We start from the raw sequence: 23,251 nt of genomic DNA, 5'->3' as shown, positions 1-23,251 counted from the left end.
GCACCGAATACTACGATAGGAATAGTTTTTACAAGAAATGGGAGGAATCACAATGACAGATCTGCCAAAGATTGCGCTCGGTGCATGGGCATGGGGCAACGACGGCACATTCGGTACAAACTACACAGAGGAGCAGCTGTGCCCTGTCTTTGATGCTGCGATGGCACATGGGCTGAACCTCTGGGACACGGCATACGCATACGGCATGGGTACATCGGAGCAGATGCTCGGCACATTCCTCAAGGGGCGTGCACGCGACACCTACCTCATCGCGGACAAGCTCACGCCGCAGTGTGTGGATCCGTCCTCGGACACCCCCGTAGCGGATATGTGGGAAATGCAGCGGAAGCTGCTCGGCGTAGATCGCATGGACATCTACTGGCTTCATAACCCGACCGAGGCTCCGCACTGGATCGAACGCGTGGCAAAATTCTTTGCGGGCAAAGACGATGCACCGATGATCGGTGTCTCAAACCACAACCTCGCAGAGATCAAGGAGGCGGACGAAATCCTTCGTTCGCACGGGCAAAAACTCGGTGCGGTACAGAACCACTACAGTCTCATGAACCGCACCTCCGAGGAATCCGGCATCCTCGATTACTGCCATGCAAACGACATCCGATTTTTCTCGTATATGGTACTTGAGCAGGGTGCGCTCTCGGGGCAATACGACACACATCACCCAATGCCGGATAACGCAGCGCGTGCAGCTGTCTACAATCCGATCATGGACAAGATCGAGATAATGAACACTTCTCTCAAACTGCTCGCAGACAAGTACAAGGTCAGCATCGCACAGATCCCCCTCGCATGGGCGATCAGCAAGGGCACGCTGCCCATCATCGGCGTGACAAAAGAACACCATGTCACAGATGCCGTGCAGGCAATGAAGATAACGCTCACCTCCGAGGAGATCTCCCTGCTCGAGAGCACGGCGGACAAACTCAACTTCAACACCATCCGCTTATGGGAAAAAGAGATGATCTAGGGAAGCACTGATAAATTCAGCCGCATTATAGGGTCTATTTTATCAGCGATTCCCTAGGGGCTGCCAATCGGAACCAATGAAGTGTCAGACCTTACTGAGAATCAGCTCTCCATATCCATTCAGTACATAGCGACCAAGCCCTGCCGGCAAAAAAATGCTCTCGCCCTGCTGCACATTTAGAGCCTCCTCCTCGGAGTGCAGCGTCAAGTTGCCGGACAAGACGGTCAAACACTGAAAGGAGTCTGCCCCAGCATAAAGTGCAGTTTGCCCCTTTACCGCAAGATGATAGACGGTAAAATAGTCACATGCGGCAAGGAGACGTGCCTCAGTGCCTGCAAATATGTTGCACACCTGCGGCTTTTTCTCCGAACTTGCAGAGAAGCTGAGATGCGTCACCTCCAATGCCTTTTCGATATGGAGATCACGCGGTTTCCCATCTGCGCCGACGCGGCCGTAGTCATAGATACGATACGTCGTATTCGAGTTCTGCTGAATTTCGCAGATGAGGATGCCTTTGCCGATTGCGTGGAGGGTACCTGCGGGAATGAAGAATACATCCCCCTTCTTGACCGGCACGTGCCGTACAACATCGAGCAGGGTATTGTTCTCGACACGCCGCCGAAACTCGTCCTTTGAAATCTCCTGTGCAAAGCCGTAGAGCAGCTCTGCCCCGTCCTCGCAGTCGACGATATACCACATTTCCGTCTTTCCATACTCCCCCTCGACCCGCAAAGCATAGTCGTCGTCGGGATGTACCTGTACGGAGAGATTGTCATGTGCGTCGATCAGTTTGATGAGAAGAGGAAAGAAGGGAAACTTCGCGGCATTCGTCCCAAGAGCATCTGCTCCCTCCGCCGCAAACCATCCCGCAAGTGTCTGCCCCGCCGCTGCGCCGTTTGCGATCACGCTTTTGCCATCCTTATGGCAGGAGAGTTCCCAGCTCTCGGCAACCTTCGTCAGCTGAGTTTCCTTACCGTATTCGTACTTCAGTCGCGTTCCACCCCAGAGATAATCCTTGAGCGGTGCAATGAGTTTCATAGGATATTTCATATATTACGCTCCTTCTCAAGGAATCGCTGATAAAACAGACACTCAGATTGGCGTAGATTTTTTCGTCCGAACAAGGAGACAAACCAGACGCATAGCAAGGGCTATGTGGAGGATTTGTCGACACAGTGCGGGCAAAAAAGATGCGTCAAGATGACATGGCTGAATTTATCAGTGCTTCCTTAAAGATCATATCTTGTATTCTGTTATATAATATCTATTTCAATAATGCAAGAAAATCCATTTCTTCCAACGAAGCACGAATGATACGAACGAAATGTGTTTCTCAGCTTGCATTCCCTCCCGTATTTTGCCATAACAATACCCCCAAGAGTTAGATTTGTTAAGTCTAACTGTTGGGGGTCAGTTCACGTTCGGTATGACGAATGGAATCTCTCTTTTTGTCGAATATGGATCAGTTCCAAGGAAGCGTGCTGACGATAGCCTGTACTGCTTCAACGGGGACAGGCTCCTCAAACGAGAGGGAGAAAGTATAGCCGCCGCGCGACCAAAGGGCGAGCCTGACGAGCTTCTCCGTGCCCTTGACACGGATGTACTGGCGGCCGATCTGCACAACCTGATTGACCTCGTAGACAGTGCTGTCTCCGCTGATATCCGCATCGCCCTTCGCCATACGGAATAAAATTTCCTTACCCGCGTCATTGCGGTAGAAGATCTCGGCGATGCTCCTGTCGATAACGATGATATCCTTCTGCGCATAGCCGACGGGCAGGAGTGTCGGCGTGTAGACAGGAAGGCCTGCCACTGCCCATGCGTCGCGCACACTTGTATATGAGACGAGCGGCGAAGGAATTTGCTGTATCGGTTGTTCTGCGTGGACGCTGCCCATACAGAGTGCCGATGTCGCGAGCCCCGCAAGCAAAATGCGTTTCATTCCATATATTGTCATTGGCACACCTCTCATTTCTTTGCTGCTTTTTTCTTCTTCTGAAATGCCGCCTTTTTCTTTCCCGCACCCGCAAGCATTTCGCGTGCGTTTGCCAGCGCCGCCTCGGTGACATCATCGCCGGAGGCCATCCGTGCGATCTCACGTACACGCTCCTCGTCGGAGAGTGCCGTCACCTGCGTTACGGTCGTATCCCCCTTGACGGATTTCGCAATGTAGAGGTGCTCGTCCGCCATACAAGCGATCTGCGGCAGATGCGTGATACAGAGCACCTGCTTGTAGTGCGCGACGAAGGCAATACGCTCGGCGACCATCTGGGCGGTGCGCCCGCCGATGCCCGTGTCGATCTCATCGAACACCATACTCGTGCCGCCCGTATCGCGTGCGGCAACGATGGATTTGATCGCGAGCGCAATGCGTGCGAGCTCGCCGCCCGAGGCGATCTTTTCAAGGGGCTTCTCCTCCTCGCCCACGTTTGCGGAAAAGAGCATGGCGAGACTGTCCGCACCACGACTTGTATATTTCTCCTCGGGTGTAACGACAATGCGGAAACGCGCCTTTGCCATGCCGAGCCCCTGCAGTTCGCGCGCAATATCAGTGGAAAGTACCGCGCCAACCTCCTGTCTGCGTGCGGTGAGCTCTGCTGCGCAGGTTTTAAGCTGGTCATGCAGGACAGCAATCTCCTTGTCGAGCTGCTCCATATCGACATCGTAGTTGTCGATGCTTTCAAGTTCTCTCCGAATGCAGGAAAGACGCTCCAGTACGGCGGGAATTGACCCGCCGTACTTCTTTTTGAGCCGGTCGAGCACGTCCATGCGCATCTGCATCTGATCGAGGCGTGAGGGATCTACATCGATGCTGTCCAGATAGTCGCGCACCTCGTAGGATGCCTCCTGGAGGGAGATGTATGCCTCCTCGATCATTGTCTGTGCGTTTGTGAGTCCATCGTCATAGCGTGCAATCTCATCGAGTGCATGGGTGACATGTGCGAGCGCGGACAGGACTGCGATCCCCTCCTCCCCATCCTCGCTGAGGAGATTCACTGCCTCGGCAGCATTCTCAACCAAGCGTTCCGAATGGGAGAGACGACGAATCTCCGCCTCGAGTTCCTCATCCTCGCCCTCTACCGGCTCCGCCTCTGCAATCTCCTTCTCCTGCCAACGCAGGAGATCCAGACGTTCGCCAATGTCATCGATCTCCTCCGCACGTTCCTCTCTGAGGCGCGTCTTCTCCTTCCAATCTGCATAGACCGCTGCATATGCCGTGAGATGCGCACGCAGGTTGCTGTCCCCTCCTTCGAGCAGATTACGCTGTGCGTCCTCGTGCAGGAGGGCAAGGTTCTCGTTCTGCCCATGGATGTCTACGAGATACGGCGCGATTTTTTTGAGAAAGGTCAGCGTGACATGGCATCCGTTGACAAGGATCGAGCCCTTGCCCGTGCGCGCCACCTTACGCAGAATGATGAGCTCATCTTCACATTCGATTTCCTGCTCCGCGAGCAGAGCACACAGTTCCGCATCGCTCTCATCGAGCGAAAATACCGCCTCAACACGGAGAGCATCGCAGCCGCTCCGAATCGCGTCGGCAGATATTCGCTGACCGAGGATCGCGCCGAGTGCGTCAATCAGGATGGATTTACCCGCACCAGTCTCACCGGTGAGGATGTTGAGCCCTGCGCCGAACTCAACGGCAACCTCCTCAAGCAGCGCAAAATTCCAGACACGAAGGCTTTGCAGCATAGCGTTTCCTCCCCTCAGCGAATGAGTTCCTGAATGCGCATGACAAGCCCCTCTGCCGCATCCATCGGCTTGACGAGGACAAAGATGCTGTCGTCACCTGCAACCGTACCGATGACCTCCTGCCAATCCGAGGCATCGAGTGCGGCGGCAACCGTCGCAGCTGCTCCCGGAAGCGTTTTGACAACAACGATGTTCTCACTGAAATCACAACGTGTCACATTGTCCTTGAAGAGACGCTTCATCCGTCCTTCGGAGAAATGCACCCTCTCCTGCGGTGATACGGCATAGCGATAGCGACCGCCGCCCGCAGGCACTTTGATTAAAAAGAGTTCCTTGATATCCCGCGAGATGGTCGCCTGCGTGACGCGCATATGACGTACCCGCAGAGCCTCAGCAAGTGCCTCCTGCGTCTCGATGATCTCTTCCCCAATGATCTTCTTGATGAGTTCGTGACGCCGACTTTTCATTCCACTCTCTCCTAGCAGTTTCTCCAAAGCTTCGTGCGCAGGGTCTGATAGTAGTCCTTGTCCGCAAATTTGATGATACCCGCGCGAACATCCGAACATTTGACAGTAACGATGTCATCCGGATGAATCTTGGTCGTCTCCTGTCCGTCCAGTGTGACGATGATACTCTGCCGCATGTCGACCAGATGAATGTGTACGACATCCTCCTCACGGATGATAAGCGGACGAATGTTCAGCGTATGGGGACAGATCGGCGTAAGGACAATCCCCTTCACCATGGGATTCATGATAGGGCCGCCCGCCGAGAGCGAATACGCCGTGGAGCCGGTCGGCGATGCGACAATGAATCCGTCCGCCTTGCACTCGACGAGCGGGGTCTCGTTGACCGCAAGACCAAGTGAGATGATACGCGCCGGATCGCCCTTCATCACAACGATATCATTGATGGCATATCCAAGGAAATGCTCCGCACCGTCCGGCTTTGTCACAAATCCCGCAAGGAAACATCGCCATTCGATGTTATAGTCTCCCGCACAAAGCCGTTGCAACCGTGATTCGAGCTCGTTCTGCTCGATGTCTGCCATGAAGCCAAGCGTTCCCATGTTGATGCCGCAGACGGGCACAGGATTCTCTGCATATCTGCGGCAGATACCGAGCAGAGTTCCATCTCCGCCGAGACTGAGTGCAAAATCTGCCGGCTGATTCTCGATGTCATCGACACCGCAGTCCTCCATACCGAACTCCACCGCACGCACGCGCGGCAAAATGATACGCGCCCCCTGTTTGGCGAAAAAATCGCGAATCCGCAGCAAGATGTCGCGTGTCTCCGGTTTCATCAGATTGGGGAAAACTGCAACCGTCCTCATAAATATATCAACACCTCATCCATCCAGTGTACGATGCGCCTCTGACACGATATCGTGCACCAATGCCGCATCAATCCTCTGCTCCCCCTCCCGCACCTTGAGATACAGAAGGTATTCGATATTCCCCTTCGGTCCTTTCACGGGGGAAAACGTAAGTCCCGCAGAGAAAAATCCCTGCACCTCAGCCACGGAAAGAACCGCTTGAATCACATCCTCATGTACGGCGGGATCGCGGACGACACCATTCTTGCCCACGCGCTCCCTGCCCGCCTCAAACTGCGGCTTAATCAGAGCAATGACCTCGCCATGCTCAGAAAGCAATGTACGGACGACGGGCAGGACCTTATCGAGTGAGATAAACGCCACGTCAATAGAGGCAAAATCCAGAGGTGTGCCTAACATCTCCAATGTCACATTGCGGATATTTGTTCGCTCCATATTGACGACGCGCTCATCTGTACGCAGCTTCCAATCGAGCTGACCGTAGCCGACATCGATCGCAAACACCTTTGCTGCACCGTTTTGGAGCATACAGTCCGTAAATCCGCCCGTCGATGCGCCGATATCCGCTGCCGTTTTCCCTGTAAGGACAGCACCGAAGACAGCCATTCCTTTTTCCAGTTTCAGCCCGCCACGGCTGACGTAGGGCAGATCCTCCCCCACAACGCGCAGCACTGCATCCACGGATACCGTCGTCCCCGCCTTGTCGATGCGCTGCTCATCTGCGAGCACCTGTCCCGCCATGATGAGCCGCTTTGCACGCTCCCGACTGGGGGCAAATCCCTGCTCAACGAGCAGAACATCCAACCGCTCTTTCTTCATATGCCCTATTGCTTCCGATTCACCAGATGCGCGACAAGATCACGCAGGAAATCTGCCTCTGTACCGAAAATTGAGAGTGCCGTCTCTGCCTCTTCTGCCGTATGGCGCGCAAGCTCCTGCGCCTCGGTAAGAGAGGTCAGCGACACATAGGTCGACTTGTGATTCTTCTCATCGCTGCCGACGGGCTTGCCGATCTCCTCGGAGGTTCCGATGACATCGAGGATATCGTCCGTGATCTGGAACGCCAGCCCGAAATGATCAGCATACGATGTAAGTGCCGCAAGCTGCTCCTCCGTCGCGTCCGCGAGGATCGCGCCACTGCGCAGCGCTGCGTGAAAGAGCGCACCTGTCTTGCCCATGTGAACACGGCGCAGCTCCTCCATCGAGATGTGCCCTCCCTCCGCTCTGAGATCGAGCACCTGTCCGCCGACCATGCCCTCAGCCCCCGCCGCTCGGCTGATCTCATCAACCACGCGCAGGAGAGCTTCTGCAGACACGTCCTTTTGCCGCAAAATCACTGTAAATGCAAGTGTGAGGAGCGCATCCCCCGCAAGGATTGCAACAGCGTCCCCGTACACCATATGATTGGTCAGCTTGCCGCGGCGGTAGTCGTCATCATCCATTGCGGGCAGATCGTCATGAATGAGCGAGTAAGTATGGATCATCTCAAGTGCACAGGCGACAGGGAGGAATTTCGTTCCATCCGCGCCCACAGCATCCGCTGCCGCCATCAGGAGGATCGGGCGCAGACGCTTCCCGCCCGCCATGAGGCTGTACTCCATCGACTCCCGCAGAATTGGGTCAAGTACTGGTGTCTTTGCCAGCTCATCTTTCAATGCACACTCGACAAGTTCCTGCCGTTTCTTCCAGAGCTCCTTCATCTCACCCTCCGATCTGCAGCTTTTCTTCCGCGATGCCCGCCGCCGTCTCCTTTACCAAAAGATCCATCGTCTCCTCAGCACGTTTGAGGGAGGTCATACAGACATCCGACAGCTTGATCCCCTCTGAATACTTTGCCATGAGATCGGCAAGGGACAGCTCTCCCGTCTCGATCTCCGCGACAATCTGCTCCAGTGCACCGAGAGCTTCCTCAAATGCCATCTCTTTTTTTCGCGCCATGCTGCTTCTCCTTTGCCGCAACCACGGCAGATATTTTTCCATCCGCAAATGTAATGCTCAGATGATCGCCGGCCGCAAGATTCTTTGACCGGGTCACTGTTTTCCCGTCCTTCTCCACCACGCTGAATCCACGATAGAGAATCTGCACAGGGTTCAGGAGTTCGAGACGTTTCAGTACGAGCTCAAGACGCTGTCGCGCATTCGTACGCCTGTCCTTCGCCACGCGGTGGAGACGTTCCACAACGCGATCCGCGTGCTGCATCGGGCCTGCAAGCAGGAGTTTTGGATTCCGGTACCACGGACGATCGATCAGTGTCCGGAGACGTTCTCTGCGTTGCTCCATCTGACGCATGCGCCCCGCATGGAGACGCAGAAGCAGTCCCTCCATATACTTCCGCAGCTCTGCCGCATCGGGCACAGCAAACTCCGCCGCCTGTGACGGTGTCGCCGCACGGCGGTCACTGACAAAATCCGCGAGTGTCGTATCCGTCTCATGTCCGACGGCAGAGATCACGGGAATCCGCGAGGCATAGATCGCGCGCACAACGGGCTCTTCGTTAAATGCCCAAAGATCTTCTGTCGAACCGCCGCCGCGTCCGACGATGAGTACATCCACGGAATATTTCTCGTTGAAAAAGCGGATTGCCTCGGCGATCTGCTCCGCCGCCTCCGTCCCCTGCACAAGTACGGGATGAAGGATCAGCTGCACCGCCGGCCAGCGACGCTTTGCAACCTTGTGAATGTCTCGCAGAACAGCTCCGGCGGATGAGGTGACAATCCCGATACGACGCGGAAAGCGCGGCAGGGGCTGCTTGTGCGCTTCGTCGAAAAGCCCCTCTGCATACAGTTTCTCCTTCAGCTGTTCAAAGGCAAGGGCAAGCGAGCCCGCCCCCTCCGGTGTCAGAGTATTTACATAGAGTTGATACACACCGTCACGCTCGTAGACGGACACACTGCCGCCCGCAATCACCTGCATCCCATTCTCAGGGCTGAAGCGCAGATTCCGCACGTACCCGTTGAACATGACGCATTTCATGCTCGCATCTGCATCCTTGAGTGTAAAATAGCAGTGTCCTGAGGGGTAGCGTTTGAAATTTGAAACCTCGCCGCGAATCAAGATATCCGAGAGGATCTCCTCTCCCTCGAATATTCCTTTGATATAGCGTGTCACATCACTGACAGAATGAACGGTCATAAAATGCCTTTCCACGTTGATAAAAAAAGAACCATTGCACGAAACTCTCGTGCAACGGATTCTTTCTTCATCGGTGTGTCCTTAGACTTGAACAGATTTTTGCATTGCAGCAAGTATCCCGTTTACATAGCGGCTCGCGTCATCCGAGCCATATTTTTTTGCAAGCTCTACCGCCTCATTGATGGCGACCGGAGGATCGATAGGTTCCTCCTGATAGCGCATTTCATAATACGCCATACGGATCAGGTTGCGGTCGACAGCGGCCATGCGGTGGAGTTTCCACTCCTTCGCGAGACGAGCAATCTCCGCATCGATCTCCGCCAAATGCGTGCGCGTCCCCTGCACAAGTGCATGCGCGTAGGACAGGTCGTTCTCCTTGATGCCCTCCACCTCGTCAATCGCGAGTTCGCTTGCCTTCTCCTCCGATGCCTCACCCGCATCAAACTCCAACTGAAAGAGCGTCAGGAGAGCGGCTTCCCGCGCGTGTCTGCGGCTCATGACATCCTCCGAAACAGGCGGCTCAGGGCACTCGTATCAATCAGCTCCGCCAAACCACCACTGCGCTCTGCGCGCAGCCCAATATACATCCCTACTCCTGCACAGAGGAGAATGAATACGATATGCCAAAAGCCAAACAGTAGAACGAGCACGCCGAATAGCGTACCGACCAGCAGTCCCGCCGTCCGCCCGCGATGATGTTCCCATTGATCCTGAAGGAGGAGCAGAAATTTTTCTTTCATACCGTCCTCCCGCTAAGCCAGTGCCCGCTTCGCATCACCCGCGTTGTTCGAGATCTCCGTTACGCGCAGCGCCACGGGTACATCTGCAATGCCGAGTACATTGTGGAGTTCCTGACGAATCTTTGCAGTCAACTCTTCTGATACCGAATTCAGACTTGTATGATCCGCGAGTGTGATCTTCAGCTCCACCTGCATCGGTGTTGCCACAGTGTCCTTTGGTGCGTCATGCACAGAAATCACGGCAGTTGCCGTCCGAACTCCCTGCATGGAGAGTGTTGCACGCTCCACAATGCCGCGCACAGCGGAGAGCGCCACCTGAACCGCGCCCGCCGGCGTATCGACCACCATGAATTCACCATGTGTCCGCGCTGTACTCGATGTATGCGAAAACACCGCAAAAAACAGCTTGAGACTGACGAGGAAGAATACTCCGCACGCTGCGAGCAACTCCTGGCGAGACAGCGCATAGCGCAACTCGTTCATCCAGATACTCTCCGGCACAATCCGCAGAGCTGCGGCGACCACGGCAATGGTGAGCGCGATGATACACAGCGTGTAGGGCAGGAGCAGCAGACGATTTATAATACCCATCGCTTCCCCCTCAGCTGCATTTAGCGGACACGCGATTCCTCAGGTTTCGGCTCCTCTTCGGGGAATCCGACGCCCTGCACGTGCACGTTGACCTCGATCACGGAGAGCCCTGTCATCGTCTCAATCGCACGCTTGACATTCTCCTGTGCTGCAAGTGCAACCTCTGGGATGCGGATGCCGTACTTCACGATGATGTAAAGATCGACGGCAGCCTCCTTCTCCCCGACCTCGACCTTGACGCCCTTGGAGAAATTCTTACGTCCGAGGATCTCCGCAATGCCGCCCGCGATGCCGCCGCTCATGCCTGCAACGCCCTCGACCTCTGTCGTGGCGAGCCCCGCGATGATGCTGACGACCTCGTCCGCAACGCGGATCGTGCCGAGCCCCGTCTCCTTCTTCACTGCGTTCTTGTCATTTTCCATGTCCATGCCTCCGTTCTGTACTTATGCACGCTCGATGTAGTTGCCCGTGCGCGTGTCAATGCGAAGCACATCCCCCTCGTTGATGAAGAGCGGTACGCGCACCTCGTAGCCGGTCTCAACCTTTGCCATCTTCGTTGCGCCCGTCGCCGTATTTCCCTTGACACTCGGCTCGCACTCGACAACCTTGAGACTGACCGAGTTCGGGAGCTGAATGCCGATGATACGCCCCTTGAACTGCTGCATCGCAACCTCCATGTTCTCCATGAGGTAGTTCAGCGCATCGCCGAGCTGCTCGCGCGAGAGCTCGGACTGCTCGTAAGTCTCCGTGTTCATAAACGTATAGACACCGTCCGCCTCGTAGAGGAACTGCATTGTGTGCGTCTCAAGGTGCGCAGCAGGCATCTTCTCGTTCGGGTTGAACGTACGCTCAACCACGGCACCCGTCTCGACGTTCTTGATCTTCGTACGGACGAACGCGGCACCCTTCCCCGGCTTTACATGCTGGAAATCGACAATCTGCCAGACACCCCCATCGTACTCAATGGTAAGGCCGGTGCGAAAATCGGTGCTGTTAATCATATTATTCGTTCCTCCATATAGTAATCATCTCTGCATATTATAGCGGTTTTATGTGCAGATTTCAATAAATTCTTTTGACGCATGCGTCAGTGCCTCCGAGCCATCTGCCGTGATGAGGACGGTATCCTCGATGCGAATGCCGCCCCAGCTCGGGATGTAGACGCCGGGCTCATCCGTAATGAGCATATTCGGCTGCAAAACATCCTTGCCCGCCTTCGAGAGACGCGGCTCCTCGTGGATCTCAAGTCCGAGGCTGTGCCCAAGCCCGTGCCCGAAATACTGATTGAGATTGTGCTCCGCGAGATAATCCCGCGCCACGCGATCGACCTCAATGCCCGTAACGCCGGGGCGCAATGCCGTCAGTGCACGCTTCTGTGCCGTGAGAACCGCATCATAGAGTTCGCGCTGCCGCGCGTCCGCGTGCCCCACACAGATGGTGCGTGTGATATCCGAATGATAACCCGCGCAGACCGCACCAAAGTCCATTGTCACAAGATCCCCACGTGCAATCGTCTTATCGCTTGCGACACCGTGCGGCAAACTTCCGCGTATCCCCGATGCGATGATGGTCTGAAACGCGGGACGCTCCGAGCCAAGCATACGCATGTGATGCTCAAGCTCCGCAGCGACCTCCATCTCCGTCATACCCGGCTGAATGTATGAAAGGATATGGGCAAAGCCCTCGTCCGCAATTTTGCACGCACGGCGGATGAGCGCAATCTCATCCGCATCCTTCACCTGCCGCAGCAGATCGAGATTCAGCGGCGTATCGAAGGAAATTTCACCGAGCCGTTCGCGCAGCCATATCACCTTGATGTAGACGAGTGCTCCGCCCTCGAAGGCAAGGGAGACAACACCGGCGTCCGCCGCAAGCTCCGCAGCTTTCCCATACAGACCGTCCCGCTGCTCGACAACCTCATAGAGGGGTGCCTGTACCGCAGCCTGCTCCGTATAGCGGCTGTCCGTCACGAGCAGAAGGCGTTCATGCGTCACGAGGAGCACCGTTGAATCTCCGCGAAATCCACTGAAGTAGTGAACGTTCTCCTCCTTTGTTATGAGCACTGCGTCCACAATCTTTTCAGTGAGCAGTGCACGTAAACGCGCAATACGCGCTTCCATGTTCATCGCATGTCTCCCATCCGCCAGATAATGATCTCAAGTGCCGCCAGATAGCTCTCCGCACCGAACCCCGCAATCTGCCCGACCACAACGGGGGCGATCACAGATTTGTGACGGAATTCCTCTCTCTTGTGGATATTCGAGAGATGCACCTCGATGACGGGCACATCAACCGCCGCAATTGCGTCACGGAGGGCGATACTGTAGTGTGTGAGTGCAGCGGCATTCAGGATGATGTAGTCCACCGTCCTGCGTGCACGCTGAATCGCATCCACAAGCACCCCCTCATGATTCGACTGCATGAATTCAATCTCCAGCCCTGCCTCATTGGCACGGCAGCGCAGACGCTCATGGATGTCTGCAAGCGTCAGAGAGCCATAGATTTCAGGCTCGCGCGTACCGAGCAGATTGAGGTTCGGTCCATTCATTACGAGTATTTTCCCCATGATACACTCCTAATATTTGATGGTGAAATCCCGCTCTCCGTCCACAGGTTCACGCTCCTCAATATCCAGACGCTCCACATGAATGAAATAATTGCCCGCACGCATCGCGGTAAAGGCAGCCTCGACGGCATTGGCATCGCCCTGCAGCTCCATCGTCACCGTACCGTCGGACATATTCATCACCCACCCCGTGATGTCATTCATCACCGCTTGTTGGCGCACGAACATGCGAAATCCTACGCCCTGCACACGCCCTGCAGCACATGCATAGCGACGAATCACATTTGCCATCATCGCTCCTCCTTCTTCATCGGTACATCGCGACGCAAAATACTGCTCACCTCAACCGGCTGTTCCATACGTATACGGACAATCTGCTGTGGATGCGGTGCTGCCGTGATCTCCCGTCCATCCGCGTCCCACATCTCGGCAAGTTCCTGTCGAAAGGGCGCGCCCACAGGCTGAAAGATCTCGATCTCCTGCCCGAGCTTCATGTTGTTGCGCTGTTCCACCGTCGCAAGCCGTTTTTCTGTGTCATAGGAACGCACCAGTCCGACAAAATCCGAGGTTTGTTCGTAGGAGGATGACCCATAGATCTGATCTTCCGTCGTTGTCTTTCCAAAGAAAAATCCCGTGGTGTAGGCGCGGTGCGAGACCTTTTCCAGCTCCGCCCGCCACTCTGCCCGCACCTCATACGTTTTCCCCGAAAGGCAAGCATCGAGCGCCATGCGGTATGCCTTGACCACGCTCGCGACATAGTGGACACTCTTCATACGCCCCTCGATCTTTAGGCTGTCAATCCTACAGTCGACCACCTCATCCAGATATGGCAGAAGGCAGAGATCCTTCGAGTTCATGATGTAGGTACCGCGCTCATCTTCCTCGACGGGGTAGTATTCCCCGGGACGCGACATCTCCACGAGTGCATACTTCCAACGGCAGGACTGCGCACATTCGCCGCGGTTCGCGTCGCGCCCCGTAAAATAGCTGCTGAGTAGGCATCGTCCCGAGTAGGAGATGCACATCGCCCCGTGTACAAACAGCTCCAGTTCCACGTCGGTATGTCGGCGAATCTCACGTATCTCCTCGCGCGAAAGCTCCCGCGCGAGCACAACGCGCTCCGCACCGAGTTCCTGCCACGCGTGTACCGTGCGCCAGTTGACATTGTTCGCCTGTGTGCTGATATGCACAGACAGAGTAGGCACGACCTCACGCGCAAGCATAAAGACACCGAGATCGGCAACGAGCACGGCATCCACCTCTGCCTCAGAGAGAGTACGCAGATAATCCGGCAGGGAGACAAGATCATCATTGTGCGGGAACACATTGACGGTCACATAGATCTTCTTCCCTGCCCTGTGTGCGAGCCGCACCGCCGCTCGTATCTCCTCGTCCGTGAAGTTGCCGCCGAACGCACGCAAGCCGAACTGTGCACCGCCAAGATACGCGGCATCCGCACCATAGGCGAGTGCCATCTGCAGCTTCTCCATCGTTCCCGCGGGTGCGAGCAGCTCCGGTCTTTTTCTCATTCAGCCTCCCAATACTTCAGCGTACTCGATCAACAAGATCGAGATGATCCGCGTAGTTCGTCGCATAATAATTGTTGCCATTCCGGTCGGCGACGAAGTACAGATAGTTCGTATCCGCTGGGTGCAATACCGCATTCAATGATGCCGTACCGGGGCTTGCGATCGGTCCCGGCGGCAGTCCGACATTTTGATAGGTGTTGTACGGAGATTCGATCTCCGTATCACGGTAGAGCAGATCCTCCTTCGGCACGTCAAGGAGATACTGCACAGTGGGGTCCGCCTGCAGGGGCATACCAATGCGCAGACGCTTCAAAAAGATCTGTGCGATGATCGGACGATCCTCCTCGTGATACGCCTCCTTTTCGACAAGCGAGGCAAGCGTCACAAGCTCGTAGATCGAGAGGTTCATCTCTTTCGCACGGTCGCGCATCTCCTTTGTCAGACGGCGGTCAAAGTTCTCCGCCATCATCTCCATGATGCGTGCGGTGTCAAACGCACCGTTGATCTCATAGGTATCGGGAAAGAGAAACCCCTCTGCCGCATAACGGACGTTCTCATGCTCCTCAATGTACGGGTAGGGGCGGTAGGTCTTGGCACGCGCGATAAAATCATCCGCCTTTACCAGCCCCTCGTCCTCGAGCCGTGCGGCAATCTCACGCACACCGAAGCCCTCGGGAATCGTGAATCGTATCGTCACCGTATTGCCATAGACCAGCATCTCAAGAGCATCGCGTTCGCCCATGCCCGTCTCCAGTGCAAAGGTACCGCTCTTGACCTTGTTTTCAAAGCCGTTCAGCTTTGCCGTCCACCAGAACTTTGTCTCACTGTCGATGACACCGCGCTCATGCAGTTCTTTCCCGATCTCACGCACGCTCATGCCCGGACGAACGGTAAAGTAGATCTGTGTCCCCGACGCTCCTGTACGGGACGGTGCTTCGGACAACGGAACGATAACGAGGAGAACAATCAAAAAGAATAAGATCCCCAGCACCGGAATCCCGAACACAATTTTTTTCTGGAGCGGTGTTCCCCTTCCACGGTAGACGGCATCAAACGCCTGCCGCAAACCATTGGTCTTCAAGAAGTCCCATATTCCCTGCAACGACTCCTTCAAGCAAATCCTCCCTCTCTCCTGCGGCTGCCTTACTGATGAGAAAAAGCTGTCATCTCCCTCGGATGACAGCCGTTCATTCTCACTCTTCCTCGTCTTCGATCAGTTCGTAAGCGCGGCGCACCGCATCAAACTCCTCATCCGTTGGATCCGTGTAGATTTCTTCACCATCGTCATCCATGACAATCTTCGCAATTGTCGCCTCGTCGCCTTCCTCGGCGTTCTCAAGATCTTCCTCGGAGGAAACATTCAGCGCGACCAGCACGGCAAAGCGATCCTCCCCGATTGGAATAATCATCTCCTCACGATAGTAAAACTCGTCGCCGTCCTCATTCGTCATCACAACGATGACATCATCATCGTGAAGTTCTTCGTGATCTGCCATTTGACTTCTCCTTTATTTCAAATGCTGCTGCCGATCCAAAAATCCCTGCAATATGTAGACCGCCGCCATCTTGTCGATAACCTTGCGCCGCTTCTTACGCGAGACATCTGCTGCGATGAGAGCACGCGCGGCAGCGACCGTCGACAGACGCTCATCCCAGTAGTGGATTGCAACCGATGGAAACCGTTCTGCCACCTCTGCCATAAAGGCGCGGACAATATCACAGCGTTCCCCCTCATCTCCGTTCATGTGCCTCGGCAGCCCTGCGACAAAGCCCGTGGGCTCATACTCCTGCACAAGCTGTGCAAGCCGGTCGAGATCAGCAGAGAGCTCTGTGCGGCGGATTGTCTCAACGCCCTGCGCCGTGAGCCCGAGCAGGTCGCTGACGGCAATGCCGATCGTCGCGTCGCCGATGTCCAGTGAGAGATAGCGCTTCACTTCTCATGCTCCAGATAGAACCGCACAAGTTCATCGAGAAGTTCGTCGCGCTCCAGGCTGCGAATCTTGCTCCGCGCGTCATGATGGCTTGTGACATACGCCGGATCACCCGAGAGCAGATAGCCGACCAGCTGATTGATGGGGTTGTATCCCTTTTCCCGCATTGCTGCGGCGGCCTCGCGTATGACAGTGTCCGCTTTCGGCTTGTCCTCGCCGAAGGAGAACATCATTGTTTTCTGATCTTCCATTAGTTTCACCTCACAGGGGAATTGATACGCTTGATATTACCACAAAATATGCGAAAAAACAATGTGACAGAAAGGGTCACACCTCCCCGTTCGGGAGTGCCGAGCTGCCGATGGTACGTGTGACGCGGTAAACATCCTTGAGCAGACGCATTTTCGTCATGACCTGGGTGACCTGATCGATGTTGCTGACGTTGAGCCCGAGGAGGACGGTTGAGGTCTTGTTCCGGCGATTCGGGGTTGCGTTGACGGTGTGAATGTTGACCTTCATCTCGGCGGGTACGGCGAGGAGTTCAGCGAGCATACCGTTGCGGTCGTTGCATATAATCTCAATGCCAACAATATAGTCCTTGTCGAGCCCGATGTCCCAGCTCACCTCAATCACACGCGTAAACTCTGTATCGTTGAGCACATTCGGACAGTCAGAGCGGTGCACGGATACGCCGCGCCCGCGCGTGATGTACCCCGTGATGGGATCGCCGGGGATCGGGTTGCAGCAGCGTGCAAGACGCACGAGATAGCCGCCCTCGCCCTCGACGAGGACGCCGTGACTCGCCTTCTTGCGCTTGCCGCGACGCGGTGCCTTGAGCTCGGAGAGCATCTGCGAGACCTCGGGTGGCGTGCTGTCCTTGATCGCCTGTTGGTGAAGCTCAATGAGCTTCGTCATGACACCGCGCAGAGAGACACCACCGTAACCGAGTGCAGCTAGGAGATCGTCCTCGCTTTGCACGTTGAGTTTCTCCGCAACCTTGCCGAGCCGCCCGCCCGCCGTCAGTTCCTTCGGCGCGTAGCCGAGTCGCTTTGCCTCGTCACGGATGAGGTTCATGCCGCGCTCGACATTCTCCTCGCGGTTCTCCTTCTTGAACCACGCGCGGATCTTGCTGCGCGTCGCAGAGGAGGCGACCGTATTCAGCCAATCGGGGCTCGGACCGCCTCCCCCCTTGTTTGTGACAATCGACACGATGTCGCCGTTCTTGAGCTTGTATTCGAGCGGCACAATCTTTCCGTTAACCTTCGCGCCGACACAGCGGTGACCGATCTCCGTGTGGATGTGATAGGCAAAGTCAATCGGGTTCGACCCCTTCGGCAGGTCGATGACATCGCCGCGCGGCGTAAAGACAAAGACCTCATCCGAGAACACATCGAGCTTCAGGGCCTCGAAGAATTCCTTCGGATCGTCGTATTCCTTCTGCAGGCTGACCATCTGGCGCAGCCACGACATCTTCTGATCGTTCTCGTCGGTCGCGCCGATGCTGCGCCCCGCCTCCTTGTACTTCCAATGCGCGGCAACGCCGAACTCGGAGACTTGGTGCATCGCCTTCGTTCGAATCTGTATCTCGAGCGGATCGCCATGCGTCATGACGGTTGTGTGCAGGGACTGATAGCCATTCGACTTTGGCATGGCAATGTAGTCCTTGAACCTGCCGGGGATCGGCTTCCACATCGCGTGAATGACCCCGAGCACACCGTAGCAGTCCTTGACCGAGGAGACGAGCACGCGCACAGCGGAGAGATCATAGATCTCACTCACACTCTTGTTATCGCGCTTCATCTTGCGGTAGATGCTGTAAAAATGCTTCGCACGTCCCTTGATCTCCGCCTCAATTCCCGCGGCTTCGAGTTTCTCACGAATCTGCCGAATCGACTCCCGTATAAACTCCTGCCGCTCCTGCCGCTTGTGCTTGACCTCCTCGACCAGCGCATAGTACGCCTCTGGTTCGAGGTAGCGCAGACAGAGATCCTCGAGCTCCACCTTGATGCTGGAAATGCCGAGCCTGTTCGCGAGCGGTGCGTAGACCTCGATGGTCTCCTTGGCGATGCGCTGACGCTTGTCCTCGCGCATATACTTGAGCGTCCGCATATTGTGCAGGCGATCCGCGAGTTTTATCATGATGACGCGGATGTCCTTCGCCATCGCGAGGAACATCTTGCGGTAGTTCTCGAGCTTGACATCCTCCTTGGACATATACTCGATGCGTCCGAGCTTCGTCACACCGTCGATGAGCTCCATGATGTTCCTGCCGAACTCCGCATCCATCTCCTCAAGCGTCGCACAGGTATCCTCCACCACATCGTGCAGGAGTGCGGCGCAGATCGTCTCGTCATCGAGGTGAAGTCCCGTGAGGATATAGGCGACGTTGAGCGGATGGACGATGTAGGCATCGCCTGAGATGCGAACCTGTCCGCTGTGCGCCTTCTCCGCACAGTCGTATGCTTTCCGTATCTTCGCAAGATCGGCATCCGCCTGATAAGAGCGCACCTTATCCAAAATCATATCTATGGTGACACCCCTTTGAGCATCATCCGCCATCGTTCATATCCCCCTTTCTGTCCTCATGCCGACGAAAGGTCGGCGCATCCGTAAGATCCATTTTTCCTGTCGGCGGGATGAACTGCCAGCCGCCCTCCGTCAGAGGTGCGAGCAGTCCGAGTTCGCGAAAAATACACAGGGACGTTTCCATCGTATACCTCGAAACATGGAAAACCTCACGTGAAAAATGACGTGTAAGCGCAATTTCCCCGTACGGAATCCGATCCGTCCCATCGCGCAGCCGGCTGAGAAACGTATAGACTGCTTTCAGCAGATCGCGATTCGGAAAGACGCGCTCATGTGCGGCGGGCATGATGGAGTCCACCATGCACTGCACGGAGCGCATCCCCTGCCACTCGTTGATGTTCGGCGTGTAGGCAAAATCCCCTGCCTCCTCTGTCACGAGCTCGGCGAGATCCCCCGCATTCCAGTAGAGCGCTGCCACGTGCTGCGTACGCGTTCCGACCTCCATGCGCAGATGCTTTCCCTCCGCGCCAATCGCCGCCGCCGACTGCGGACGCAGATCCCTAACCCCAAAGACGGGGCGCGGATTGCCCATGCCGTACGGCTCAAGCAGAGTGAGCTGCTCCACCATCGCAAGCATCCAGTCCGCAGGGGCGAAGATCCCCTCAATGGAGATCTTCGGTGTAAAGTCCGCTATTGTCAAATGCGTATTTACATAGTTCGCGAACGCACGCCGAAAATCCTCCACGCGATCACGCGCAAGCGTCAGCCCAGCCGCCATTTCGTGCCCGCCGAATTGGATGAGTGTCTCTCTGCATGCGGCAAGAGCTTCATATATATGCAGACCTGTGATACTGCGGCATGACCCCTTGTAGACATCCCCCTGCCGCGTAAGCACGATACTCGGACGGTAGTATTTCTCGACGAGACGGGATGCGACAATACCGATGACACCGGCGTTCCAGTCCTCACCCGCAACCACGATAGCGGGCACATCGGGGGTAAAATCCGTGAGCATTGCTTCCGCCGCTGTGAGTATTCTCTGTTCCAAATCGCGACGCTCCGTGTTGAGCATGTTCAGTTCGCCCGCGGTCCGATCCGCCTCCTGCGCGTCCGCAGAGAGGAGCAGCTCCACACCGTGCCGCGCGGTCTCGATGCGCCCCGCAGCATTGAGACGCGGAGCTAACTGGAAGCCGACCATACCCGTATTGATCGCCTTCCCCTCAAGCCCTGCAACGCGGATCAGTGCCGCAATGCCCTCGGAAGGGTTCTCCGACATCACCCGCAGCCCCATCTGAACAATCTTGCGGTTCTCCCCGACAAGCGGAACAAGATCTGCAACTGTTCCAAGTGCAACGATATCCATGTCATCTGTATAGAGACGCTGCTCCGCCATCTGCCAAAGCGCCTGCACGAGCTTGAACGCAACGCCGACCCCCGCAAGCTCCTTATCAGGATAGGGACAGTCCAAACGATGTGGATTGACGACGGTGTAGGCGGGTGGCAGTGTGCTCCCCGGCAAGTGATGATCGGTGATGATGATGTCCATCCCCCGCTCCATATCCGCAACCGTCTGTACAGAAGCAATGCCGCAGTCCACTGTAACGAGCAGCCCACATCCCTCCGCTGCAATCTGACGCAGTGCCGCTCCGTTGATGCCGTATCCCTCCGTAAAGCGATTCGGGATATAGTAGGAGACCGTGCCGCCGAGTGCACGGATATTTTTCATCAAGAGCGTGGTCGAGGTCATCCCGTCCACATCGTAGTCCCCATAGACAACAATCTGCTCCCCGCCGCGAATCGCGCGCATGATCCGCGCTGCTGCCTTTTCCATATCCCTCATGAGAAAGGGATCATGGAACGGATCATTCTCCGGATGGAGAAATGCTCGTGCCGCCGCCTCTGTCCTGATGCCGCGATGCCACAGAATCTGTCCGATGATCGGCGCAGTCCCCAATGCGTGCGCGAGGACATTGCCCTCCGCAGTCTCCTCGTGCACAATCCATTCTTTCAGCATAGTCTCCCCCCTTTCCAATAGGAAAAGAGCCTGTCATGGGACAGGCTCTTTTCTTTACCCCTCCACCGCAGCCGGTTTGGCAGCCGGCCGCCGCTCCGTGCGATTTCTCAGCTCGATCCAAAGCTGGCTCGCGATAAAGATAGAGGAGTAACAGCCGCACGCAAAACCGACGAGAAGCGCAAATGCGAAATCCTTCGTCGTCTCGCCGCCGAACCAATAGAGTGCGAACGTTGTAAACAGAACGGTGAATACCGTGTAGAGCGAACGCGTCAGTGTCTGATAGATGGAGGTATTAACAAGCTCGTTCACATCGCCGCCGCGCCTGAAATGCAGTTTCAAATTCTCGCGGATGCGGTCGAAGATAACAATGGTATCATTGATCGAGTATCCAACGATTGTGAGCAGCGCCGCAATAAAGGACGAGTCAATCTGACGCTGGGTAAACGAGAATACAGCAAGCACGATGATGATATCGTGGATGAGCGCAAGCACTGCCGATACGCCGAATCGCCACTCAAAGCGATAGGCGACGTAGAGGATGATGAGTGCCCACGAGATTACAAGTGCGAGCACCGCATTTGTAATCAGCTCTCCGCCGATGGTCGCGCCGACCTTCTCCTCGCGGAGCACGGTATAGGGGCCGACATCCTGCGTGAGCGACGCCATAACCTCCTTGCGCTGGTTCTCCTCGAGGTCGATCGTGCGGATCATGACGTTCTCGGAAGACTCGATGCCGGACTCCGCCCCCGCAAGCTGAATCGTGCTCCCATCGAGATCGTATTTCGCAAGGCTCGAACGCACATCGGAGAGCGTGACCGCCTGCTCAAAGCGCAGGTCGATGATCGTCCCGCCCGTGAAGTCGATGCCGAAGTTGAAGCCACGTACCCCCATGCAGATCAACCCGGGGATGATGAGCACGAGGGAGATGAGAAACCAGATTTTCCGATGTCCCGCAATATCGAACTTAGGCATTCTTCTCATCCCCCTTCTTCTTCACACCGAGCATGAAGCCGTTCGCACCGTAGAGCCATGGACTGTCGGACAGCTTCGAGTTAATCATGAGCTTCAGCAGATACTGCGTCAGTGTAATCGCCGTAAACATCGAAAGGATCGTACCGACACCGAGCGTGATCGCAAAGCCGCGAATCGTCCCCGTTCCGAGGAAGAAAAGCACGCCCGCAGCAATCAGCGTTGTGACATTCGAGTCAAAGATCGTCGTAAACGCACGCTTGAAGCCCGCATCCATTGCAAGCCGCAGGGACTTTCGATTGACCTGATACTCCTCCTTGAAATGCTCGAAGATAAGGACGTTTGCATCGACCGCCATACCGATGGAGAGGATGATTCCAGCAACGCCCGGCAAGGTCAATGTCGCATCCATTAGATAGAGAATGCCGAGCAGCATGACCGTGTATGCCATCAGGGCTACATCTGCGATGAATCCCGAAAGATGGTAGAAGAAGACCATGAAGAGAACGACTGCACCAAGCCCGATGACAAAGGCAAACTGGGATTTGTCCTTCGAATCCTGTCCGAGCGTCGGGCCGACCGTGCGCGTCTCGATGATCTCAACCTTCACGGGCAGCGCGCCGCTGCGCAGGACGACCGCGAGGTTCTGCGCCTCCTCAAGCGTCTTCTGCCCCGTGATCTCCGCACGCCCGCCGAGAATCGGCTCACGCACGTTCGGCGCAGTCAGCACCTCGCCGTCGAGCAGGATCGCAATCGTACGCCCGACGTTCTTCATCGTGAGATCGGCAAATTTCTGTGCGCCCTCATCCGAGAACTCCAGGTTGACAACGTTCTGCCCCGACTGCGGATTCGTCGATGCCTGTGCATCCTTCAGATCCGTACCCGTGAGCACCGTATGCCCCTCTTCGTCGCGGAACTCGAGCATCGCCGTCTTGCCGATCGTTCGGATCGCAGCATCTGGATCCTTGATGCCCGGCAGTTCGATGATGACGCGGCGCTCCCCCTCGCGCTGGATGATTGGCTCGGTCAGTCCAAGCGAGTTGACGCGCTTCTCCATGATGGCAATGACGCGGTTCATCGCATCGTCGTTGACCTGCGCCTGCTCCGTATCGACCGCCTCCAAAACGACGTGCGTTCCGCCCTGCAGGTCAAGTCCCTGCCGAATCGAGCTCGCGAGCGGCTGAACTAGGAAAAAAAACGCGCCGATGATGACCACAATCGAAATCACCAGCTTT

The 23,251-nt window shown here is 55.9% G+C and carries 27 protein-coding genes and 1 pseudogene; 2 read left to right on the top strand and 26 right to left on the bottom strand.

From position 1 onward, the window contains the following. Positions 1-52 precede the first annotated feature (52 nt). On the top strand, positions 53-988 hold the full coding sequence (locus HMPREF9334_RS01000; RefSeq protein ID WP_006691649.1) for an aldo/keto reductase: 936 nt from the start codon (positions 53-55) through the stop codon (positions 986-988). Positions 989-1,072: 84 nt separating this feature from the next. On the opposite strand, the gene HMPREF9334_RS00995 is transcribed toward HMPREF9334_RS01000, so the two are convergent. Next, positions 1,073-2,038, bottom strand: a complete 966-nt coding sequence (locus HMPREF9334_RS00995) for a type I phosphomannose isomerase catalytic subunit (protein WP_006691648.1) — start codon at positions 2,036-2,038, stop codon at positions 1,073-1,075. 54 nt (positions 2,039-2,092) lie between these two features. On the opposite strand from HMPREF9334_RS00995, the pseudogene HMPREF9334_RS12420 reads away from it, so the two are divergent. Further along, positions 2,093-2,221, top strand: a pseudogene (locus tag HMPREF9334_RS12420) (secretion protein HlyD); the annotation flags it as partial. Positions 2,222-2,450: 229 nt separating this feature from the next. Here the strand turns inward: HMPREF9334_RS12420 and HMPREF9334_RS00990 are convergent. The 25 genes from HMPREF9334_RS00990 to secD all read right to left on the bottom strand — a co-directional run bounded on the left by HMPREF9334_RS00990 (position 2,451) and on the right by secD (position 23,244). Next, on the bottom strand, positions 2,451-2,945 hold the full coding sequence (locus tag HMPREF9334_RS00990) for a DUF4367 domain-containing protein (protein ID WP_039957067.1): 495 nt from the start codon (positions 2,943-2,945) through the stop codon (positions 2,451-2,453). Between the two features lie 11 nt (positions 2,946-2,956). After that, positions 2,957-4,681: a DNA repair protein RecN gene (recN, locus tag HMPREF9334_RS00985; RefSeq protein ID WP_006691646.1), complete on the bottom strand. Its 1,725-nt coding sequence runs from the start codon at positions 4,679-4,681 to the stop codon at positions 2,957-2,959. Positions 4,682-4,695: 14 nt separating this feature from the next. Next, positions 4,696-5,148 (bottom strand): arginine repressor, encoded by a 453-nt coding sequence (argR, locus tag HMPREF9334_RS00980; protein ID WP_006691645.1) that lies wholly within the window; start codon positions 5,146-5,148, stop codon positions 4,696-4,698. An 11-nt stretch (positions 5,149-5,159) separates the two neighbouring features. Continuing rightward, a complete protein-coding gene (locus HMPREF9334_RS00975) occupies positions 5,160-6,014 on the bottom strand; it encodes an NAD(+)/NADH kinase (RefSeq protein ID WP_006691644.1) in 855 nt (284 codons plus the stop codon). 15 nt (positions 6,015-6,029) lie between these two features. Then, positions 6,030-6,836, bottom strand: coding sequence for a TlyA family RNA methyltransferase (locus HMPREF9334_RS00970; RefSeq protein WP_006691643.1), 807 nt, complete (start codon positions 6,834-6,836; stop codon positions 6,030-6,032). A 5-nt stretch (positions 6,837-6,841) separates the two neighbouring features. Then, positions 6,842-7,717 carry a polyprenyl synthetase family protein gene (locus tag HMPREF9334_RS00965; protein ID WP_006691642.1) on the bottom strand — a complete coding sequence of 292 codons (876 nt, stop codon included), beginning with the start codon at positions 7,715-7,717 and terminating at the stop codon, positions 6,842-6,844. Between the two features lies 1 nt (position 7,718). Then, positions 7,719-7,955, bottom strand: coding sequence for an exodeoxyribonuclease VII small subunit (gene xseB / locus HMPREF9334_RS00960; protein ID WP_006691641.1), 237 nt, complete (start codon positions 7,953-7,955; stop codon positions 7,719-7,721). Then, positions 7,927-9,150, bottom strand: a complete 1,224-nt coding sequence (gene xseA / locus HMPREF9334_RS00955; protein ID WP_006691640.1) for an exodeoxyribonuclease VII large subunit — start codon at positions 9,148-9,150, stop codon at positions 7,927-7,929. The genes xseB and xseA overlap by 29 nt, the downstream gene beginning before the upstream one ends. 81 nt (positions 9,151-9,231) lie before the next feature. Further along, positions 9,232-9,648 carry a transcription antitermination factor NusB gene (nusB, locus tag HMPREF9334_RS00950; protein ID WP_006691639.1) on the bottom strand — a complete coding sequence of 139 codons (417 nt, stop codon included), beginning with the start codon at positions 9,646-9,648 and terminating at the stop codon, positions 9,232-9,234. Then, on the bottom strand, positions 9,645-9,890 hold the full coding sequence (locus tag HMPREF9334_RS00945; RefSeq protein WP_006691638.1) for a DUF2273 domain-containing protein: 246 nt from the start codon (positions 9,888-9,890) through the stop codon (positions 9,645-9,647). The genes nusB and HMPREF9334_RS00945 overlap by 4 nt, the downstream gene beginning before the upstream one ends. A gap of 12 nt (positions 9,891-9,902) precedes the next feature. Beyond that, the gene (gene amaP / locus HMPREF9334_RS00940) at positions 9,903-10,481 is read right to left on the bottom strand and encodes an alkaline shock response membrane anchor protein AmaP (protein ID WP_006691637.1); all 579 of its coding nucleotides are present in this window, start codon (positions 10,479-10,481) and stop codon (positions 9,903-9,905) included. A 20-nt stretch (positions 10,482-10,501) separates the two neighbouring features. Next, positions 10,502-10,909 carry an Asp23/Gls24 family envelope stress response protein gene (locus HMPREF9334_RS00935; protein WP_006691636.1) on the bottom strand — a complete coding sequence of 136 codons (408 nt, stop codon included), beginning with the start codon at positions 10,907-10,909 and terminating at the stop codon, positions 10,502-10,504. A 15-nt stretch (positions 10,910-10,924) separates the two neighbouring features. Next, positions 10,925-11,482, bottom strand: coding sequence for an elongation factor P (efp, locus tag HMPREF9334_RS00930; protein ID WP_006691635.1), 558 nt, complete (start codon positions 11,480-11,482; stop codon positions 10,925-10,927). Positions 11,483-11,530: 48 nt separating this feature from the next. After that, positions 11,531-12,607, bottom strand: coding sequence for a M24 family metallopeptidase (locus HMPREF9334_RS00925; RefSeq protein ID WP_006691634.1), 1,077 nt, complete (start codon positions 12,605-12,607; stop codon positions 11,531-11,533). Then, positions 12,604-13,047 carry a type II 3-dehydroquinate dehydratase gene (aroQ, locus tag HMPREF9334_RS00920; RefSeq protein ID WP_006691633.1) on the bottom strand — a complete coding sequence of 148 codons (444 nt, stop codon included), beginning with the start codon at positions 13,045-13,047 and terminating at the stop codon, positions 12,604-12,606. Before aroQ ends, HMPREF9334_RS00925 begins: the two co-directional genes overlap by 4 nt. 9 nt (positions 13,048-13,056) lie before the next feature. Continuing rightward, positions 13,057-13,338 carry an acylphosphatase gene (locus HMPREF9334_RS00915; RefSeq protein WP_039957065.1) on the bottom strand — a complete coding sequence of 94 codons (282 nt, stop codon included), beginning with the start codon at positions 13,336-13,338 and terminating at the stop codon, positions 13,057-13,059. Then, positions 13,338-14,576 carry a peptidase U32 family protein gene (locus tag HMPREF9334_RS00910; protein WP_006691631.1) on the bottom strand — a complete coding sequence of 413 codons (1,239 nt, stop codon included), beginning with the start codon at positions 14,574-14,576 and terminating at the stop codon, positions 13,338-13,340. Before HMPREF9334_RS00910 ends, HMPREF9334_RS00915 begins: the two co-directional genes overlap by 1 nt. Before the next feature lie 16 nt (positions 14,577-14,592). Continuing rightward, on the bottom strand, positions 14,593-15,690 hold the full coding sequence (mltG, locus tag HMPREF9334_RS00905; RefSeq protein WP_006691630.1) for an endolytic transglycosylase MltG: 1,098 nt from the start codon (positions 15,688-15,690) through the stop codon (positions 14,593-14,595). Positions 15,691-15,769: 79 nt separating this feature from the next. Then, the gene (locus tag HMPREF9334_RS00900; protein ID WP_006691629.1) at positions 15,770-16,072 is read right to left on the bottom strand and encodes a DUF1292 domain-containing protein; all 303 of its coding nucleotides are present in this window, start codon (positions 16,070-16,072) and stop codon (positions 15,770-15,772) included. Positions 16,073-16,084: 12 nt separating this feature from the next. After that, positions 16,085-16,510 (bottom strand): Holliday junction resolvase RuvX, encoded by a 426-nt coding sequence (gene ruvX / locus HMPREF9334_RS00895; protein ID WP_006691628.1) that lies wholly within the window; start codon positions 16,508-16,510, stop codon positions 16,085-16,087. Next, positions 16,507-16,758 (bottom strand): IreB family regulatory phosphoprotein, encoded by a 252-nt coding sequence (locus tag HMPREF9334_RS00890; RefSeq protein WP_006691627.1) that lies wholly within the window; start codon positions 16,756-16,758, stop codon positions 16,507-16,509. The genes ruvX and HMPREF9334_RS00890 overlap by 4 nt, the downstream gene beginning before the upstream one ends. Before the next feature lie 76 nt (positions 16,759-16,834). Continuing rightward, positions 16,835-19,066 carry a RelA/SpoT family protein gene (locus HMPREF9334_RS00885; protein WP_006691626.1) on the bottom strand — a complete coding sequence of 744 codons (2,232 nt, stop codon included), beginning with the start codon at positions 19,064-19,066 and terminating at the stop codon, positions 16,835-16,837. Next, positions 19,056-21,047 (bottom strand): single-stranded-DNA-specific exonuclease RecJ, encoded by a 1,992-nt coding sequence (gene recJ, locus HMPREF9334_RS00880; protein WP_006691625.1) that lies wholly within the window; start codon positions 21,045-21,047, stop codon positions 19,056-19,058. The genes HMPREF9334_RS00885 and recJ overlap by 11 nt, the downstream gene beginning before the upstream one ends. A 54-nt stretch (positions 21,048-21,101) precedes the next feature. Then, complete coding sequence (gene secF / locus HMPREF9334_RS00875) at positions 21,102-22,019, bottom strand: protein translocase subunit SecF (protein WP_006691624.1); 918 nt, start codon at positions 22,017-22,019, stop codon at positions 21,102-21,104. Then, on the bottom strand, positions 22,012-23,244 hold the full coding sequence (gene secD, locus HMPREF9334_RS00870) for a protein translocase subunit SecD (protein ID WP_039957064.1): 1,233 nt from the start codon (positions 23,242-23,244) through the stop codon (positions 22,012-22,014). Before secD ends, secF begins: the two co-directional genes overlap by 8 nt. Positions 23,245-23,251 lie beyond the last annotated feature (7 nt).

The sequence above is a fragment of the Centipeda infelix ATCC 43532 genome (genome assembly GCF_000234095.1).
Classification (GTDB): Bacteria; Bacillota; Negativicutes; order Selenomonadales; family Selenomonadaceae; genus Centipeda; species Centipeda infelix.
Note: the sequence above shows the minus strand (reverse complement) of the source record. Positions and strands in the feature narration are given on the sequence as shown.